Here is a 16,503-nt window from a genome sequence, read left to right on the forward strand (position 1 = left end):
TCAGGCACCGTAGATGATGGAGATCGCCTTGCCGGCGACGTCGGAACTGTAGTGGACATGGCGGCAACGCTCGATCTGGCGCTCGCCGGCCTCGCCGCGGACCTGCCGCACGGCCTCGATCTGGTGGTTCCAGCCCTGCATATAGCTTTCGGAGAGGTGGCCCCCGCTGGTGTTGACGGGCAGGCCCTTGGCCAGCGAAATGCCGTTCTCGCGCATGTAGCGGCCTGCGTCTCCGACGGGGCAGTAGCCGTAGCCTTCCAGCGCCAGCGGTATATGCAGCGAAAAGCTGTCGTAGATCTGCAGCGCGTCCATGTCCTTCGGACCGAGGGAGGCCATGTCGAATACCTGCGACGCGACCTTTTTCTGCGCGGAATGGTAGAAATCGAGCAACCTCGGCTCGAGGCTGGTGGCGCCGCGGTTAAGGTCATAACGGCCGATGCCGCGGATCGAGACCGGTGCGCGGCCGATGCGCCGCGCTTTGTCCGCCTCCGCCACGATCAACGCCACGCCGCCGTCGTTGATGAGGCAATAGTCGAACAGATGCAGCGGCTCGCAAATGAAGGGCGAGGCGAGGTAGTCGTCGATGCCGATCGGCTTGCGCATCAGCGCGCCGGGATTGCGCGACGCGGCCAACCGCTGCGCCACCGCGACTTCACCAAGGTCGGCTTCTGTCATGCCGCGCTCGTGCATATAGCGGCGCGCCATCATGGCATAGAGCGCGCCCTGTGATGTGAAACCCCACGGCGCATGGTAGACATAGGCCATGAACGCGGCGCCGCCCTGCGCGTCCGGCCCGCCGTAGTTGATCTGGGCGGAGCGCTGGTCGTTGCCGTAGACCAGCGCCACCACCGAGGCCAGTCCTGCGTGGATGGCCATGCAGGCTTCCATCACCGCCGTCATCGCATCCGCCTGTCCGCCCCAGCGCACGTCGAGCCCAAGCAGTTCGCCGACACGCTCGTAGGCGGTCGTCGGGCCAACGATAAGCCCATCGATCTCGGCGCGGTCTATGCCCGAATCCGCCAATGCCGAGACAAAAGCCTGCGCGGCATAGCCATAGGAATCGTGCGGCTTCTCCCCTGCGCGGACACGGGCGTGGTCGCCGACCCAGTCGGTCTGGCCGACCCCGATCATCGAAGCGATTCCTGAAAGTGATGCAACCATGCCTGTCCTGCGCGATCGGCTTGTGGGCGCGCCACCGGAAGAGGCGCCAGGGGCAGGTTTTTCGCGAGACGGCGCCGGGGTCAAACGAGTTAACAGAAAGCCCAATTGAGCAATCCTCAATCGGACCGCCTCAGCATTGATCAACGGCGGGCGAGTTTCCTTCGTTTGACGCTGGATCCGCCGAACGGCATTGTCGGCGCCGAGGAGAGATTGTGCGATGGCGACGCGCTGGATCGAAGCCAACGGCGTTCAACTGCGTTATGCCCTTGGCGGTAACGGCAAGGGGGCTGGGACGATCGTGCTGGTACACGAGATGGGCGGCGCCCTGGAAAGCTGGGATGCCGTGGCACCGCTCCTGGCGCGGCGTTCGAGCGTGCTGCGCTACGACCAGCGCGGCGCTGGCCTGTCGGAGAAGCCGCGCACCCCGCTGACAGTGGAGGATGCAGCGCACGATCTCGCCGGCCTGCTCGATGCGCTGCGGATCGAGCCTCCCGTTGCGGTGGTGGGTGCGGCCGTCGGCGCCGCGGTGGCGGCAACTTTTGCCGCGCTCCATGCCGAGAGACTCCAGGCCTTGGTGTTGCTTGCCCCGGCCACGGTGTTGGCTGGCGACAGAAAAGCGGCGGCCGCGCGCCGCATCGAGGCGATCGAACGCCTTGGGATACGAAGCGCTTTCGCCGACGAACCGTCCGGGCCGCGCCGGCGTTACGAGCAGATCCGCATGGCCGCCGATCCCGTCGGTCTGGCAGCCACCTGGCGCATGTTGGCCGGACTGGACATGGCGGCTACTTTCGCTGCCGTTTCCTGTCCGACGCTGGTTCTTGCCGGCCGCCGCGACACCGCCCGTCCGCCCGATCATGTCGCGGGAATAGCCGCGCGGATCGCCGGAGCGGAGTTCGCCGTGCTCGATACGGGCCATGTCATGGCCATCGATACGCCCCGGCCGGTCGCTCTCGCCGTGCTCGATTTCCTCGATCGCAAGGGCTTCGGGCCAGACCGGTCCGGGCTTCGCGCCGGAACGCCGATCGATTGAGGATTCCTCATGCACACCTTATCGTTTACTCGTTTGACCCTTCGTGGCGCAGCGGGCAGTTTCGCACCATCGGCGGGTTGCCCCTGAGGAAGGGCGCCCGTCGCAATCGCAGACGATGCCGACGCAGCGCATCTCGCGCGGCGCATCACGATCCGGGAGGAGAACCAGTGCATACGAGACGCGACTTCATGATAAGTGCGGCCTTCGCCGCGGTGCTGCTCGGCGGCGCGAATTTCGCCGCGGCCGAACCCAGCGCTGACATGGTCGCCAAGGCCAAGGCTGAGGGCGAGGTGATCTGGAACACCGGCATGATCATCAAGCAGGTGGTGCGCCCGCTGGTCGAGAGTTTCCACGACAAGTACGGCATCGACGTGAAATACGTCGAGAGCGGCGATTCGGCGAACGTCCTGAAGCTGACCAGCCAGGCGCGCGCCGGCAAGATGGAGATCGATCTGTTCGATTCGCCCGGCACCTCGATTCCGCCGCTGAGCAAGGCTGGCCTGATCGAGCCCTTCCTGCCGGACGCCATGGCGAAGTACCCGGCCATGTTCAAGCCGGAAAGCAAGCTCTACAGCGGCATCTACGCGCTCTACCTGACCACCAACTACAACACCGACCTCGTCAAGGCCGAAGAGGCGCCCAAGACCTACGAGGACCTGCTCGACCCGAAATGGAAGGGCAAGATGGTGTGGACGGACACGCGTGGCATTTCCGGACCGCCCGGCTTCATCGGCAACATCCTGAAGACGATGGGCGAAGAAAAGGGCATGGCCTATCTCAAGGAATTGTCCAAGCAGGGCATCGTGCGCGATCCGGGCAACCAGCGCGTCGTCATCGACAAGGTGATTTCCGGCCAGTATCCGATCGGCCTGATGACCTACAACCATCATGCCGTCATCAGCCAGGCCAAGGGCGCGCCGGTGGCGTGGGTCAAGATGGAACCGCTTGTCGCCAATCTCGGTGTCATCGCGCTGGTCAAGAACGCGCCGCATCCGAACGCCGCCAAGCTGTTCCTCGAATTCATGTTCTCCGACGACGGCCAGAAGATCATTGCCGCCGCAGGCTACCCGCCGGGCGATCCCGACGTGCCGGCGAAGAATCCGGAGATCAGCCCGGTTGCGGGCCATTTCAAGACGACCCTTCTGACGCCCGAGATCTCCTCCCAGGAGAGCGAACCGCTCAAGACGTGGCTCAAGATCTACGACGAGCTGTTCAAATGACCGACGGCGCCATCGCCGGCGCCGACCGGGCCCCGCCGTCGCGAGTGACCGCGACGGCGGGGAGGCGGCCCGATCCGTTCCGCTTCATGTCGCTGGCGATACTCGCCGTCGTCGCCGTTCTGGTCGTGCCGCCGGTCGTCGTGCTGGTGCAGAACAGCCTGTTCGTGATGAATGCGGACGGCTCGCACGGTGCCTTCACGTTCGACAATTTCACGCACCTGTTCGACGACAGCAACATCCTGCGCAGCGGCTGGAACTCGATCCAGTTCGCCGCGCTGTCGACGGTTTTCTCATTGCTGTTCGGCGGCTCGCTGGCCTGGGTGGTGGAACGCACCGACGCGCCGGCACGCGGTCTCGCTTACCTCATGACGACGGTTTCGCTCGGCATCCCGCTCATCATCTATGTGCCGGCCTGGCTGTTCTTCCTCGGGCCGGTCGGGCCGCCCAACACGCTCTATCACATGCTCGGCGGCGAGGGCGTTCTGTTCAACGTCAACTCCATCGCGGGCATGGTGACGATCGAGACGCTCGGCTGGCTGCCGCTGGCCTTCCTGCTGTTTGCCGCCAGCTTCCGCGCCGCCAACGCCGAACTGGAAGAGGCCGCGCGCATGAGCGGGGCCAGCATCCCCACCATGGTATGGCGCGTCTCGGTGCCGCTGGCGGCGCCGGCCGCACTGGCGACCGGCCTGTTCATCTTCATCAACACCTTGCAGGCTTTCGATGTGCCGAAGCTGGTCGGCACGTCGGCCGGCATTAAGCTTCTGACCACCGACATCTACGACGACATCCGCGAGGCGGTGCCGCCGCAGGTCGGCCACGCCAGCGCCTACTCCGTCGTGCTCACCATCGTGGTGGCCGGCCTGATGGTTCTCTACAGCCGGCTCTCGCTGAATGCCTCGCGCTTCGCCACCGTCACCGGCAAGGGCTTCCGGCCACGCCCGCTGCCGCTCGGCCGCTATCGCTGGCTCGGCGGCGCCCTGGTGTGGGCCAATTTCCTGATTATCCTCGGGATTCCGGTGCTGACGCTGCTTTGGCTGTCGCTGAATCCCTATGTTCAGGCGGTGCGGCTCGCCGCATTCAAGAACCTGTCGTTGGACAATTTCAGGGTCGTGCTCGGCGGTGGCCATTATTTCGATCTCGTCGCCAACACCTTGATCTCCGCCGGCGCGGCGGCGACGGCGACGATGGCGCTGATGGTGATTTGCGGCTGGCTGGTGGCTCGGCGCCGCGCCTATCACACGGTGCTCGATCAACTGGTCACGCTGCCCATGCTGCTGCCCGGCATCGTGCTTTCCGTGGCGATGATGGACGTCGCGCTGCGTTCGCCGGTGCCGCTCTATTCGACGCTGACCATCATCGTGATCGCCTTCGTCGTCCACTATCTGCCCTATGGCATGCGCTATACCTTCAGCGGCGTGCTGCAAATCCACAAGGAACTGGAAGAATCGGCCGGCGTGTCCGGCGCTTCGCCGGCGGTCACCCTACGCAAGGTGGTGATGCCCCTGCTGTGGCCGTCCATCCTGGCCGGTTGGCTGTTCATCTTCCTCAACGCCTCGCGCGACCTGTCCACGCCCATCATCCTGGCCGGGCCGGACACCAAGACCATTGCCGTCGCCATCTTCGACCAGGCGACCAACGGCGACTTCGGCGAGGTCGCGGCGCTCGGCCTTGCATGGTCGTTCCTGATGAGCAGCGTGGCGGTGGCATTCTACGTCTTCATGCGCCGCCGCGGCGGCACCGCCTTTGGCCTCTGATCCCGCAGACGGCGATTGCGGGCTCTGCGCGGCGGGTCCGGGCGCCGGCCCGCCGCAAGCCGTCACGACGCGGCGCAGCCTGATGGACCTGTCGGCGCTTGGCAGTCGCGGCTTCCGTATCTACCTCGCCGCCAACTTCGTCTCCATCGTCGGTATATGGATCAATCGGGTGACCGTGGGTTGGCTCGGCTGGTCGTTGACCGGCTCGACCGCCTGGGTCGGCGCGCTGTCTTTCCTGCTCTACGCGCCGACGCTCGTCGCCGGGCCGTTTTTCGGCGCGCTGGCGGACCGCATCGACGTCCGGCGAGGTGCGGTCGCCACCCAGGCTGCGTTGGCGTTGTTGACGTTGGCTCTCGGCTGTCTGTCCATAGCCGGGTTGATGACCATCTGGATGCTTGCCGCGATCGCGCTGCTGTTGGGCGCCGTCGCCAGCGCCAATGGCCCGATACGACTGACGCTGGTGCCGCAACTGGTTGCGCCGGCCGTGATCGCCAACGCCATCACGCTGATCTCGATCAATTTCAACGCCGCGCGCCTCGTCGGCCCGGCTGTCGGCGGCCTGCTGATCGGCCGCTTCGGCGTCGGGACGACATCGTTTGCAAGCCTGGCGCTCATGCTGCCCATGCTGGTCACGCTGCCGCTGCTTTCCATTCGCGACAAGCAACCGCCGACGGCCGGGCGCGGCGTAGCGGCACAGCTTCTCGAAGCGCTTTGGCGTATCCTCGGCAAGGCCGAACTATGCCAGGCCATGGCGGTCACGGCGGTGACCTCAATCGTCGCGGGCGGTTCGCTGGAAGTGATGCCGGCAGTCGTCGACGGGGTATTTGGCCGCGGTGCCGCCGGACTCGGCCAGACGCTTTCGGCCGCAGGTGCCGGCGCGCTCTGCTGCGGCCTTTCCATGATCTTCGCGCGCGGCGCCTTTTCCAGCGCGGCGAGATTGAGGGCGGCCTGCCTGTGGATGGCGGCGGGCACGGCGATCGTGTTTGCGTTCGGCATGATTTCGGCCTGGCCCTTGGCCATAGGCCTGTGCTTCGGGCTGGGAGCCGTCGGCACGTTCACCTCCGTCACCACGCAGGCCGTGGTGCAACTCGACGCCGGGGATGCTTTCCGAGGCCGGGCCATCGGTTTCTGGCTTCTCGTCAGCGTCGGCGGCACGGCGCTTGGCGCACTGCTCTACGGCATGGTGGCGGATGCCGTTGGCATCCGTGCCGCCCTCATCACGCTTGGCGCGCTTGGATCGACAGTCTCGCTTGCTGTCTGCGGCTGGGTCTTTGGTGTTCGCACGCCCTGAACGGCTTGTCCGTCATCGGAACATCTGGTGCGGAAGGCGAAATGGTGCCCAGGGGCGGAATCGAACCACCGACACGCGGATTTTCAGTCCGCTGCTCTACCAACTGAGCTACCTGGGCCCTCGACCGCGAAAGCGCACTCGCCTGCGGTGATCGTCGAGCGCCGGAGCGCCGCCGAAAGCGCGTGGGTTATAGCATGAGAATGACGCCTGTCCAGCGCCGGAAAGTCGATTTCGACGGGAAAGATCAGCCTTTGTCGCGCGGGCCTCGGCGGCGGCGGCTAAGCGGGTTGCGGAACCGTTTCAGCTGTCCTCGCCGCCGGGTGACGTGCGGCCCGAATCCGGCTGGTCTTCCTGCTCTTCGTCCTCGTGCACGGGGATGATGTAGGCGCCCTTCAGCCAGCGGTTGAGGTCGATCGCCTTGCAGCGCGGCGAGCAGAACGGATAGGTCTCGCGCGTCGAGGGGCGGCCGCATTCGGGGCAGGGGCGTTTCGGCCTGAGCGGCGTGACGGGTGCGCCAGGTCCGGTGCTCATCACGCCATGCTCATGAGATTGCGCCCGCCGGCGCAGCCTCGTGCGCCCGGTAGCCTTCGCCGGTAAGCAGCGCCGTGGTCTCGTAGAGCGGCAGGCCGACGACATTGGTGTAGGAGCCGACCAGCTTGACGACAAAAGCGCCGGCAAGGCCCTGCACGGCATAGCCGCCTGCCTTGCCGCGCCATTCGCCCGAGGCGATGTAGCGCTCGATCTCGGCGCGTGGCAGGCGCTTGAAGCGCAGCCGTGTCTCCACCAGCCGCTGGCGCTGCTTGCCGTCCGGCGTGATCAGGCAGACGCCGGAATAGACCCGGTGCGAGCGACCGGACAGCAGTTGCAGGCAGGCTGTCGCGTCGTCGATCGTTTCCGCCTTGGGCAGGATGCGGCGCCCGACCGCGACGACCGTATCCGCCGCCAGGACGTAGGCCGGGGCGTGGCCCGGCTCGGCCCGCAGCGAGGCCGCCGCCTTTTCCGCCTTCTCCTTCGCCAGCCGCTTGGCCAGCGAGCGCGGATGCTCGGAGCGCTGCGGCGTCTCGTCGATGTCGGCCGGCAAGATGCGGTCCGGCTCGATGCCGGCCTGCTGCAACAGTTCGATGCGGCGCGGCGAGCCGGAAGCGAGCACGAGCGTCTGCGAAGGGCTCATGGCAGTTCCTTCGGCCGGCTGGCGATCACTTGAAGCGGTAGGTGATGCGGCCCTTGGTCAGGTCGTAGGGCGTCATCTCGACCAGGACCTTGTCGCCGGTCAGCACGCGGATGCGGTTCTTGCGCATGCGCCCGGCGGTGTGGGCGATGATCTCGTGTTCGTTTTCGAGCTTCACGCGGAACATGGCGTTGGGCAGCAGTTCCGTTACGACGCCCGGAAACTCGAGGACTTCTTCCTTCGGCATTCGTTACCTTTGGTCTGGGTGATTTCCGGCAGGAAGGCCGGATTTGCGCGGAACCTATATGATCGCGAACGGTTTGTGAACACGCTTATTGGGTCGGGGTTGTCTATGGGGTTGAATGAGGATCCTCGCCACCGCCCGGCACCTCGCAGGCTCGGGGCGTTCGTCGCTCGAAAAGCCAAGCAATTGGCTTTTCGTCCGCTTCGCGGACCGCTCCGTGCCGGCCCGGGTCCCGCTGCCTGCGGCAGCTCCCGGGCGTTCGCACCCTTTCGTCGTGCCACCGGCACGGCGAATTTGCTGCGCAAACCAGGCGCTCACCCCCTCCAATGCAGGACGCACACCAGGGTGAACAGACGCCGTGCCGTGTCGAAATCGATGTCGATCTTGCCGGAAAGGCGCTCCAGCAGTGTCTGCGAGCCTTCGTTGTGCAGCCCCCGTCGGCCCATGTCGATGGCCTCGATATGGCTCGGCGTCGAGGACCGGATGGCCTCGTAGTAGCTCTCGCAGATCAGGTAGTAGTCCTTGACGATGCGCCGGAACGGCGTCAGCGACAGGATGTGGGTGACGACGGACGCCCCGTCCTCGCGGCTGATGGCGAAGACCAGCCGCGACTCGGCCAGCGAAAGCTTCAGTCTGTAGGGACCGCCTTGGTCGTCGCCGACGGGCGCAAAACTGTTTTCCTCGATCAGGTCGAAGATCGCCACCGCCCGCTCGTGCTCGACATCGGGCGTCGAGCGGCCGATCGTTTCGTCCAGTTCGACGTCGACCAGCTTGGCGCGGCTATGATCGCCCCCCGACATGGCCGCCTACATATTCAGCCTGACGGCGACGGAGCGGCCATGCGCGTCGAGCCCCTCGGCCTTTGCCAGTGCGATCGCCGCCGGGCCCAGTGCGCGCAACTGCTCGGAGCCGAGCTTGAGGATGGAGGTGCGCTTGACGAAATCGAGCACCGACAGGCCGGAGGAGAAGCGCGCCGAACGCGCCGTCGGCAGCACATGGTTGGAGCCGCCGACGTAGTCGCCGATGACTTCCGGCGTATGCCGGCCGAGGAACACGGCGCCGGCATTGCGCAGGCGCGCCAGAAACCCTTCCGCATCCGCAATGGCGAGTTCGACATGCTCGGCTGCTATGCGGTCGGCGAGCGGCAGCGCGGCCTCGATGGTGTCGACCAGGATGACGGCGCCGAAGTCGCGCCAGCTTGCCGCCGCCGTTTCGCTGCGCGAGAGCGTCTTCAACTGGCGCTCGACCGCCTGTTCGACGGCGGCGGCGAAAGCCGCGTCGTCGGTCATCAGGATGGACTGCGCCGAGACGTCGTGCTCGGCCTGCGCCAGAAGGTCCGCGGCGATCCAGTCAGGATCGTTGTCGGCGTCGGCGATCACCAGCACCTCGGACGGACCGGCGATCATGTCGATGCCGACCGTGCCAAACACCTGTCGCTTGGCGGCGGCGACATAGGCGTTGCCGGGGCCGACGATCTTCGCCACCGGACGGATCGTCTCGGTGCCGTAGGCAAGGGCGGCGACCGCCTGGGCACCGCCGACGCGGTAGATCTCGGAGACCCCGGCGAGATCGGCCGCGACCAGCACCAGCGGATTGACGGCGCCGCCGGAGGCCGGCACCACGATGACCAATCGCTCGACGCCGGCCACCCTGGCCGGCACGGCGTTCATCAGCACAGAGCTCGGATAGCTCGCCGTGCCGCCCGGCACGTAAAGCCCGACCGCCTCGACCGCCGTCCAGCGCGAGCCGAGTTCGACGCCGATAGCGTCGGTGTAGCGGTCGTCCTTCGGCATCTGCCGCGCATGATGGGCGTGGATACGGTCGCGCGCCAGCTTCAGGGCTTCCACCGTGGCCGGGTCGGCCTGCGTATAGGCGCTTTCGATATCCTGCCGCGAGATGGCGATGCCGAGTGTCGTCAGGTCGGCGCGGTCGAAACGGCGCGTATAGTCGATCAGCGCCGCGTCACCTTCGGCGCGCACGCGCGCGATGATGTCGCGGACCGCCGTATTCACGTCGGCGGAAACCTCGCGCTTGGTGGTCAGGAAGGCCGCGAAACGCTGCTCGAAACCGGCATCGGATTGGCGAAGGGTGATGGCCATGATGCCGCTCAGACCTTGTGGAGGGGGCGCGCGGATGCCTGCCAGGCGCCGCCGACATCGGCCAACCGCGCCTCGATGCACTCGACGTCCAGCATGATGGTGCCGCCGCCCGAGAAGATCAGTTCGACCAGCCCGGCAGGCGCGTTGATCGCCACGAAGCTGACGGCCAGCAGCGACAGCACTTCGTCCGGCTTGTCGCGGCGGATGCCGCTGGTTTTGGCGCCCAGCACCCGGTCGAAATGCAGCACCGCCTGGCGGCGTTCGTTGTGGCGGCGCAGGAAACCGGACTTGGCCTCCCAGGCGAACCGGTTCATCGGCAGGACGAAGCGCTTGGCGGCGGGCAGGAACTGCAGGTCGCCCACCTTCATGACGGCGTCCTGCACATGCGCCGAAACGACCTTCAGGTCATCCTCGTCGAGGGCGAGAAGCTTGAGCGCGGTCATGCGGATTTCGCACCTGCGAAGGTTTTTCCAACATCACTCTGTTAGGCGGTCTTTGGCGCAGGCGCAACCGGGGAGGATGGAAGGGCAATAGGGGAATAAGGCAGTAAGGCAGTAAGGCAGTAAGGGAATAGGCTTCGGCTGACGGAAGCCCGCAGGTCACATACTGCCCTATTGCCTTAACGCCCTATTGCCTTAGCCGCTAATTCTCTCGATCACCGCGCCGCAGCCCGACAGTTTCTCTTCCAGCCGCTCGAAACCGCGGTCGAGATGGTAGACCCGGTTGACGGTCGTCTCGCCTTCGGCGGCGAGGCCGGCGATGACCAGCGACACCGAGGCCCGCAGGTCCGTCGCCATCACCGGCGCGCCCTTCAGCTTGGAGACGCCTTCGACGATGGCCGTCTGGCCCGATAGCGTGATGTGTGCGCCGAGCCGCGCCAGTTCCTGGACGTGCATGAAGCGGTTCTCGAAGATCGTCTCGGTGATGCGCGATTTGCCCTTGGCCATGGTCATCAGGCCCATGAACTGCGCCTGCAGATCGGTCGGGAAGCCGGGGAAAGGTTCGGTGGTGACGTCGACCGGGGCGATGCCGGCGCCGTTGCGCTTGACGCGGATGCCGGCATTGGTCGGCGTGATCTCGGCACCCGTCTTCCGGATGACGTCGAGCGCCGCTTCCAAAAGGTCCGGCTGTGCGCCTTCCAAAAGCACGTCGCCGCCCGTCATCGCCACCGCCATTGCATAGGTGCCGGTCTCGATGCGGTCGGGAATGACCCGGACCTTGGCCCCCGAGAGCTCGTCCACACCTTCGATGGTGATGGTCGAAGTGCCGGCGCCGTGGATCTTCGCGCCCATGGCGATCAGGCATTCGGCAAGGTTGACGACCTCCGGCTCGCGGGCGGCGTTTTCCAGCACCGTCTCGCCGCGCGCCAGCGAAGCCGCCATCATCAGGACATGGGTGGCGCCGACCGATACCTTCGGGAAGGTATAGCGGTTGCCGCGCAGCCGGTTCTTTGCCTTGGCGACGACATAGCCTGTATCGACGTCGATGTCGGCGCCGAGCGCCTGCAGGCCCTCGATGAACAGGTCGACCGGCCGCGTGCCGATGGCGCAGCCGCCCGGCAGCGACACTTTCGCTTCGCCCATGCGCGCCAGAACCGGCCCGATGACCCAGAAGGAAGCGCGCATCTTCGATACCAGCTCATAGGGGGCGGTGGTGTCGACGATGTTTTCGGCGGTGAAGTTGATGGTGCGCGAATAGCCGCTGGTAGTGCCGCCGTTCTGGTGATCGCGCTTGCCGTTGACGGAGTAGTCGACGCCGTGGTTGCCGAGGATACGGATCAGTTGCTCGACGTCGGCCAGGTGCGGCACGTTTTCCAGCGTCAGCGTCTGCGGCGTCAGCAGCGAGGCGATCATCAGCGGCAGGGCGGCGTTCTTGGCGCCGGAGACGGGAATGGTTCCGGCAAGCGGGTTGCCGCCGACGATCCTGATGCGGTCCATGAAAAAGCGTCCCTTCGGCCGTATGGCCCGATTCAATCGATTGGTCCTGCCCCGACTCCGTCTAGACGATGAGCCGGGGCGGTTCAAGAAATAGGCGGCCCGTGCCCTTGGGCCAAAGCGTGGCGCTCAGCGTTCGCGCTTGTCCGTCGATGCCGCCAGCCCTTCGGGCCGTGCGTCGGGCTTGCCACTGCGGCGTGAGCGTGCCTGCGTCTTGCGCTTCTGCAAGTTGGCGCGCAGCGCCTCGGCAAGCCGGGCCTTGCGGTTGTCCTTGTCCCTGGAAGTGTCGGTCATGGTGTCCCCGGTCCGCCGTTGAACATAAGGGGGAATGTGGCAGGCGCAAGGCTGCCGCGTGCCGGAGATAAAAGCCTGCACACATAACTTGCGCTGACGGAAACGATGTGGCAGAAGGCGCCGCATTCAAGGCGCTGCAGTAGCTCAGTGGTAGAGCACTCCCTTGGTAAGGGAGAGGTCGAGAGTTCAATCCTCTCTTGCAGCACCATTCTATCCTACTGATAGACAAAAACTACCTGGCTTCCTTGGCCTTTTACCGCCGCTTCCGGTACGCGGGGGCGGTAGATGAGCTGGGGATGCCCGGACGAAATTGGCCGTCACGCCAAAAGCGAGTGACGGCGGCAGCATATGGCGTGTGCCAGTATATCTGCCTGCCTCGGAGCAGGCGGCCCACAAGCGCAATCAACTCGCTCTGTTTGCGAGTGCCGGTCTTGTGAAAGATCGCCTTCAGCCTTTGCCTGACGAGCGGCCTCGCGCTGTTTTCGCAATTCCTTGCACGGCAAGGCAGTGCCGGAACGAAATGAGGCTTCGCCGGTGTCCAGCGCCTGACGAAACAACCGGTCCGGGCAAGTCGATCGGCAAAACTGGTGATGGTTTTTGACAGTTCCAGAAGGTTGGAAAAGCTCACGCTTCTTTGAGTTTATAGATAAAATTTTAATAAGATTTGAAGATTAACCTTCTGTTAAGAACAGACTTAACAGAAATCCGGCATTCGTATACAAATCAATCAAGCGAAGCCACTTGATGTTAATCAGTAGCTGTTTGTTTTCAAAACGCAATTTGCGGGCTTCGTGATAGTCGCAGGCTGCCGGCGGGATTGTTGTCCTGTTTGCGGCCATCGTCGATCGGCCTGGGGTTGCAGGTGCTGATCGGTTGGGAGTTCGAATTGACGTCATACGCACAGATGGTGGCCGCCGTTCCGACCGTCACTGTAGGTGGCTTTTCCGTCAGCGCAGCCGACCGGCAGACGGCCGCGACGATGATGATCCGTGCCGCCAGCGAGCGCGCCGGCGCAGGCCGCCCGCTCTATTTCACCTCCATCAACGGCGAGGTCATTGCCCGCGCCCGCGTAGAGCCGGACATCGAAACGCTGTTCAGCGCCGCCGACCAGATTCTCGCCGACGGGCAGCCGCTGGTACTGGCCTCGCGCTGGCTGTGCCGCGACCGCTTGCCCGAGCGCGTCGCCACCACCGATCTGTTCCACGACGTCGCTCGTCTGGCCGAACAGACTGGCACCACCTTCTATATGCTGGGCGCCGACGAGGAGGAAAATCCGAAGGCCGTGGCGGCCGTGCGCGCCGCCTATCCGAAGCTGCGCCTTGTCGGTCACAGCCATGGCTTTCTGAAGGGCGCGGCGCTGGAGGAAAAGGTCGACGAGATCAACCGGCTGGCGCCGGACATCCTGTGGCTTGGGCTCGGCGTGCCGCTCGAGCAGCGTTTCGTTCGCACCTTCTCGGACCGGCTCGGCAATGTCGGCGTCATCAAGACTTCCGGCGGCCTGTTCAATTTCCTGTCCGGCAAGAACAGCCGCGCGCCCTCGTGGATGCAGAAGGCCGGCTTTGAATGGCTGTGGCGCCTGCTGCTCGAACCGCGGCGGCTGTTCTGGCGCTATCTGACGACCAATCCGCGCGCCCTCTATGCCATACTAAGGTATTCCGAATGACCACCACCGTTGCCCCCGGCACCGGGATCGAGTGCGACGTCGCCGTCGTCGGCGGCGGGTTGAGCGGCACGCTGGCCGCCATCATGCTCGGCCGCGCCGGTTACCGGGTTGCGCTGGTCGACCGCAACGCGGTGTTTCCGCCGGAATTCCGTGTCGAGAAGATCGGCGGCGACCTCGTGTCCCGTATCGAACGGATCGGCCTGCTCGACGCCGTGTCGGCCAATGCCGCCCGTTTCGATGAGATCGTCAATGCGCGGCGCGGGCGTGTCCTCGACCGCACAAGGACCCCGCATTTCGGTTTCCTCTATGAAAATCTCGTGGCCGCGATGCGTGCGAGCCTCCCCGAGACGGTCACCTTGATCGTTGGCCGGGTGAACGACCTGAAGACGAGTTCCGATCGGCAGCAGGTCTTCGTGCATGAGCAGGGCATGGTGGAAGCGCGTCTGGTGGTGCTCGCCACCGGCATGGGCGATCTCTTGCGTCGCACTCTGGGCATGGAACGCCGGGTCATCCACGAACGCCAGTCGCTGACCTTCGGCTTCGATATCCGTCCTGCCGACGGCAGTTTCAAATGTTCCGCGCTCACCTACTACGGCGAGCGCGTGTCCGACGGCATCGACTATCTGTCGCTGTTCCCGACTGTCACCGGCATGCGGGCGAACCTGTTCACCTTCCGCGACCATCGCGATCCCTGGGTCAAGGCTTTCAGGGAAAGCCCGACGGAGACTTTGGCGGCCACCTTGCCGGGCCTGCGCAAGGTGCTGGGTGATTTCCAGGTGGTCGGCCGGGTGCAGAACTGGATCATGGACCTCGCCGTCGCTGAAAACTGCCGGCAGGACGGCGTCGTTCTGATCGGCGACGCCTATCAGACCTCGTGTCCAGCCGCCGGCACCGGCTTCAGCCGGTTGCTGACGGATGTCGAAAGGCTGTGCCACGTCCATGTGCCGCAATGGCTGGCGACGCCCGGCATGACGGCCGACAAGATCGGCTGCTATTACGACGATCCGGCAAAGCAGGCGGCAGACACCTCGGCGCTGGCGCAGGCAAAATATCGCCGCAGTCTGACGGTGGACACCGGCCTCGCCTGGCGCGTTCGCCGGTTGCTGCTGGTCTGGCGCCGTCGTCTGGTCGATCGTCTCGGCAGGCTGTCGCCCGGTACGGTCGCGCGGTTGAGGACATTATCCGGCCGCCCGGCCTGAGCCGCCACCTTCTAGCCCTGTCCGTGGCCCCGGACCGCTCGGTCAGCCGGGTGTGACTTCCTTCGGCACCGATTTCGCGGCATCCGCCTGTCCGCTGGTCTCGTGAGGCTTGTGGAAGATGCGGCGCGCCAGCGATTTCACTGCCGGCATGCGCTCTGTGATCAGCTCGGCCGCGTAGCCCAGCGGGCTGCCGGGACGCGATATCTTCCACATTGCCGCCGGTTCGGCACCAAAGGTAAGTTTGTAAGGCTCGTCGCCGATGGTGAAGTCGAGCACCCGTTCGCCGCGTTCGATGCAGTCGCGCGCGACCTGTTCGAACATCAGGCTGCCGATCGACTGGTTCTTGAAATTCTCGAAGTCGAAACCGCCGAGAATGACAAGGAAAGAGGAATCCCGGTGCGCGAGGCCGAGCACGCCGGCGATGACCCGGTCGTCGAGCCACAGCGTATAGGTACGCGTGGCGTCATCGCGCCCGTCCAGCGCCATGCCGCGATAGAAATCGTAGTAGGCGGGAAGCTGCAGCAGGTCGCCGCCATTCTTGGGATCGCCGAAACGAAGGCCGCGATAGAACTTCATCGCCTCGAAAGTGGCGTCGATGGCCGCCGCATCCCGTGCGCATTCGAACCGCACGGCGCCCTTGCGATGCAACTGGCGCGACTTCTTGTCCAGTTCCTTGCAATAGGAGCGCTCGAGCCGGCGCTGACGCCACAACGGATAGGTTTCGTCCAGCGGCGTCGCATAGGCGTTCATGCCCATGCTTTCGCGCTCGATGTCGAACAACCTTTCCAGCCGCAGGGACTGGTCGGCCAGTTTGCCGATGCGCAACAGGTCGTAAGGCCGGCAAAGCCGTCGGATGGCTGCCACGCAGGCCGGATCGGCAGCGATCTGCGCGAAGGTCGCGGCATCGGTCACCGGCGATACATAGTCGGAAACGCGCATGTCCGCGAACTCGACGACGCGCAGCATGGCATAGCGCTGCCGCACCAGCGGCAGTACCATGGCGAGGCGCTTGTCGTCGGCAAAGCGTATGACGATGATCAGCGGTGCGATCGAATTGCCGATCGCGAGCTTGCCGTAGAGGGCCGACAGCCATCGCGGATGCTGGAAGGCGCTCGCCACCGACCGCGCGAACAGCGAGGCGTATTCGGGTGACTGAAAGTCGAAGGAGTTTTCGACGGCAACTTCGAACATGGGTGCGGAATCGCGCCTGCGGCAGGGAGCGTTGTCGAGCTTCTGTCTGCTTTGGCGGGGCAAGAGTCAAACGGATGTTCGGGGTTTGGTTTACCGACTGCCAAGAATGACCGTGTATAAGGCGGGCTGCAGCCGACCGGATGGGCATGGATCGGATGCGGGAGCGAGGCAAGGGGGTAAGGCATGGGCGACAAGGGGTTGTTCTTGCGAAGCGCCGACCGGCGCGGAGCCGATCCGTGTTGCGGCGTCGCAGCA

Annotated in this window: 16 protein-coding genes and 2 tRNA genes; 7 read left to right on the plus strand and 11 right to left on the minus strand. The window is 65.1% G+C overall.

Features of this window, described 5'->3' with window-relative positions; all coding sequences use genetic code 11:
- Positions 1-1,131 carry a thiolase family protein gene (locus FGU64_RS18275; protein WP_210239037.1) on the minus strand — a complete coding sequence of 377 codons (1,131 nt, stop codon included), beginning with the start codon at positions 1,129-1,131 and terminating at the stop codon, positions 1-3.
- A gap of 247 nt (positions 1,132-1,378) precedes the next feature.
- On the opposite strand from FGU64_RS18275, the gene FGU64_RS18280 reads away from it, so the two are divergent.
- From FGU64_RS18280 to FGU64_RS18295, 4 genes are all read left to right on the plus strand, one after another.
- Positions 1,379-2,191 carry an alpha/beta fold hydrolase gene (locus FGU64_RS18280; protein ID WP_139954467.1) on the plus strand — a complete coding sequence of 271 codons (813 nt, stop codon included), beginning with the start codon at positions 1,379-1,381 and terminating at the stop codon, positions 2,189-2,191.
- Positions 2,192-2,379: 188 nt separating this feature from the next.
- A complete protein-coding gene (locus FGU64_RS18285; protein WP_139954468.1) occupies positions 2,380-3,411 on the plus strand; it encodes an extracellular solute-binding protein in 1,032 nt (343 codons plus the stop codon).
- The gene (locus tag FGU64_RS18290; RefSeq protein ID WP_139954469.1) at positions 3,408-5,165 is read left to right on the plus strand and encodes an iron ABC transporter permease; all 1,758 of its coding nucleotides are present in this window, start codon (positions 3,408-3,410) and stop codon (positions 5,163-5,165) included. Before FGU64_RS18285 ends, FGU64_RS18290 begins: the two co-directional genes overlap by 4 nt.
- Positions 5,155-6,456, plus strand: a complete 1,302-nt coding sequence (locus tag FGU64_RS18295) for an MFS transporter (RefSeq protein WP_139954470.1) — start codon at positions 5,155-5,157, stop codon at positions 6,454-6,456. Before FGU64_RS18290 ends, FGU64_RS18295 begins: the two co-directional genes overlap by 11 nt.
- Before the next feature lie 42 nt (positions 6,457-6,498).
- Here the strand turns inward: FGU64_RS18295 and FGU64_RS18300 are convergent.
- The 9 genes from FGU64_RS18300 to FGU64_RS23355 form a co-directional block, all read right to left on the minus strand.
- Positions 6,499-6,574: transfer RNA gene (locus tag FGU64_RS18300), tRNA-Phe, on the minus strand.
- 182 nt (positions 6,575-6,756) lie between these two features.
- Positions 6,757-6,987: a DNA gyrase inhibitor YacG gene (yacG, locus tag FGU64_RS18305; RefSeq protein WP_139954471.1), complete on the minus strand. Its 231-nt coding sequence runs from the start codon at positions 6,985-6,987 to the stop codon at positions 6,757-6,759.
- A 10-nt stretch (positions 6,988-6,997) separates the two neighbouring features.
- Positions 6,998-7,627: a Maf-like protein gene (locus FGU64_RS18310; protein WP_139954472.1), complete on the minus strand. Its 630-nt coding sequence runs from the start codon at positions 7,625-7,627 to the stop codon at positions 6,998-7,000.
- Positions 7,628-7,652: 25 nt separating this feature from the next.
- Positions 7,653-7,871 carry a translation initiation factor IF-1 gene (gene infA, locus FGU64_RS18315; RefSeq protein WP_006200926.1) on the minus strand — a complete coding sequence of 73 codons (219 nt, stop codon included), beginning with the start codon at positions 7,869-7,871 and terminating at the stop codon, positions 7,653-7,655.
- A 311-nt stretch (positions 7,872-8,182) separates the two neighbouring features.
- Positions 8,183-8,668 carry a UPF0262 family protein gene (locus FGU64_RS18320; RefSeq protein WP_136360219.1) on the minus strand — a complete coding sequence of 162 codons (486 nt, stop codon included), beginning with the start codon at positions 8,666-8,668 and terminating at the stop codon, positions 8,183-8,185.
- 6 nt (positions 8,669-8,674) lie between these two features.
- Positions 8,675-9,967 carry a histidinol dehydrogenase gene (gene hisD / locus FGU64_RS18325; protein WP_139954473.1) on the minus strand — a complete coding sequence of 431 codons (1,293 nt, stop codon included), beginning with the start codon at positions 9,965-9,967 and terminating at the stop codon, positions 8,675-8,677.
- 8 nt (positions 9,968-9,975) lie between these two features.
- Positions 9,976-10,410, minus strand: coding sequence for a DUF2948 family protein (locus FGU64_RS18330; RefSeq protein ID WP_139954474.1), 435 nt, complete (start codon positions 10,408-10,410; stop codon positions 9,976-9,978).
- 192 nt (positions 10,411-10,602) lie between these two features.
- Positions 10,603-11,904, minus strand: coding sequence for a UDP-N-acetylglucosamine 1-carboxyvinyltransferase (gene murA, locus FGU64_RS18335; protein ID WP_139954475.1), 1,302 nt, complete (start codon positions 11,902-11,904; stop codon positions 10,603-10,605).
- A gap of 126 nt (positions 11,905-12,030) precedes the next feature.
- A complete protein-coding gene (locus tag FGU64_RS23355) occupies positions 12,031-12,195 on the minus strand; it encodes a hypothetical protein (protein WP_168734618.1) in 165 nt (54 codons plus the stop codon).
- A gap of 133 nt (positions 12,196-12,328) precedes the next feature.
- On the opposite strand from FGU64_RS23355, the gene FGU64_RS18340 reads away from it, so the two are divergent.
- The 3 genes from FGU64_RS18340 (at position 12,329) to FGU64_RS18350 (ending at position 15,057) form a co-directional block, all read left to right on the plus strand.
- A tRNA-Thr gene (locus FGU64_RS18340) sits at positions 12,329-12,403 on the plus strand.
- Positions 12,404-13,099: 696 nt separating this feature from the next.
- Positions 13,100-13,858 (plus strand): WecB/TagA/CpsF family glycosyltransferase, encoded by a 759-nt coding sequence (locus FGU64_RS18345; RefSeq protein WP_139955441.1) that lies wholly within the window; start codon positions 13,100-13,102, stop codon positions 13,856-13,858.
- Positions 13,855-15,057, plus strand: a complete 1,203-nt coding sequence (locus FGU64_RS18350; RefSeq protein WP_139954476.1) for an NAD(P)/FAD-dependent oxidoreductase — start codon at positions 13,855-13,857, stop codon at positions 15,055-15,057. The genes FGU64_RS18345 and FGU64_RS18350 overlap by 4 nt, the downstream gene beginning before the upstream one ends.
- A gap of 42 nt (positions 15,058-15,099) precedes the next feature.
- Here the strand turns inward: FGU64_RS18350 and FGU64_RS18355 are convergent, their stop codons facing one another.
- Complete coding sequence (locus FGU64_RS18355; protein ID WP_139954477.1) at positions 15,100-16,248, minus strand: GNAT family N-acetyltransferase; 1,149 nt, start codon at positions 16,246-16,248, stop codon at positions 15,100-15,102.
- Positions 16,249-16,503 lie beyond the last annotated feature (255 nt).

The sequence above is a fragment of the Mesorhizobium sp. 8 genome (genome assembly GCF_006351905.1).
GTDB classification, from domain to species: domain Bacteria; phylum Pseudomonadota; class Alphaproteobacteria; order Rhizobiales; family Rhizobiaceae; genus Mesorhizobium; species Mesorhizobium composti.

What these genes read in the sequence shown, in the direction of transcription:
- FGU64_RS18275 (WP_210239037.1), bottom strand. Translation starts at nt 1,131, where the DNA reads ATGATCGGGGTCGGCCAGACCGACTGGGTCGGCGACCACGCCCGTGTC.
- FGU64_RS18320 (WP_136360219.1), bottom strand. Translation starts at nt 8,668, where the DNA reads ATGTCGGGGGGCGATCATAGCCGCGCCAAGCTGGTCGACGTCGAACTG.
- FGU64_RS18350 (WP_139954476.1), top strand. Translation starts at nt 13,855, where the DNA reads ATGACCACCACCGTTGCCCCCGGCACCGGGATCGAGTGCGACGTCGCC.
- FGU64_RS18310 (WP_139954472.1), bottom strand. Translation starts at nt 7,627, where the DNA reads ATGAGCCCTTCGCAGACGCTCGTGCTCGCTTCCGGCTCGCCGCGCCGC.
- FGU64_RS18285 (WP_139954468.1), top strand. Translation starts at nt 2,380, where the DNA reads ATGATAAGTGCGGCCTTCGCCGCGGTGCTGCTCGGCGGCGCGAATTTC.
- infA (WP_006200926.1), bottom strand. Translation starts at nt 7,871, where the DNA reads ATGCCGAAGGAAGAAGTCCTCGAGTTTCCGGGCGTCGTAACGGAACTG.
- FGU64_RS18330 (WP_139954474.1), bottom strand. Translation starts at nt 10,410, where the DNA reads ATGACCGCGCTCAAGCTTCTCGCCCTCGACGAGGATGACCTGAAGGTC.
- FGU64_RS23355 (WP_168734618.1), bottom strand. Translation starts at nt 12,195, where the DNA reads ATGACCGACACTTCCAGGGACAAGGACAACCGCAAGGCCCGGCTTGCC.
- yacG (WP_139954471.1), bottom strand. Translation starts at nt 6,987, where the DNA reads ATGAGCACCGGACCTGGCGCACCCGTCACGCCGCTCAGGCCGAAACGC.
- hisD (WP_139954473.1), bottom strand. Translation starts at nt 9,967, where the DNA reads ATGGCCATCACCCTTCGCCAATCCGATGCCGGTTTCGAGCAGCGTTTC.
- murA (WP_139954475.1), bottom strand. Translation starts at nt 11,904, where the DNA reads ATGGACCGCATCAGGATCGTCGGCGGCAACCCGCTTGCCGGAACCATT.
- FGU64_RS18280 (WP_139954467.1), top strand. Translation starts at nt 1,379, where the DNA reads ATGGCGACGCGCTGGATCGAAGCCAACGGCGTTCAACTGCGTTATGCC.
- FGU64_RS18345 (WP_139955441.1), top strand. Translation starts at nt 13,100, where the DNA reads ATGGTGGCCGCCGTTCCGACCGTCACTGTAGGTGGCTTTTCCGTCAGC.
- FGU64_RS18290 (WP_139954469.1), top strand. Translation starts at nt 3,408, where the DNA reads ATGACCGACGGCGCCATCGCCGGCGCCGACCGGGCCCCGCCGTCGCGA.
- FGU64_RS18355 (WP_139954477.1), bottom strand. Translation starts at nt 16,248, where the DNA reads ATGTTCGAAGTTGCCGTCGAAAACTCCTTCGACTTTCAGTCACCCGAA.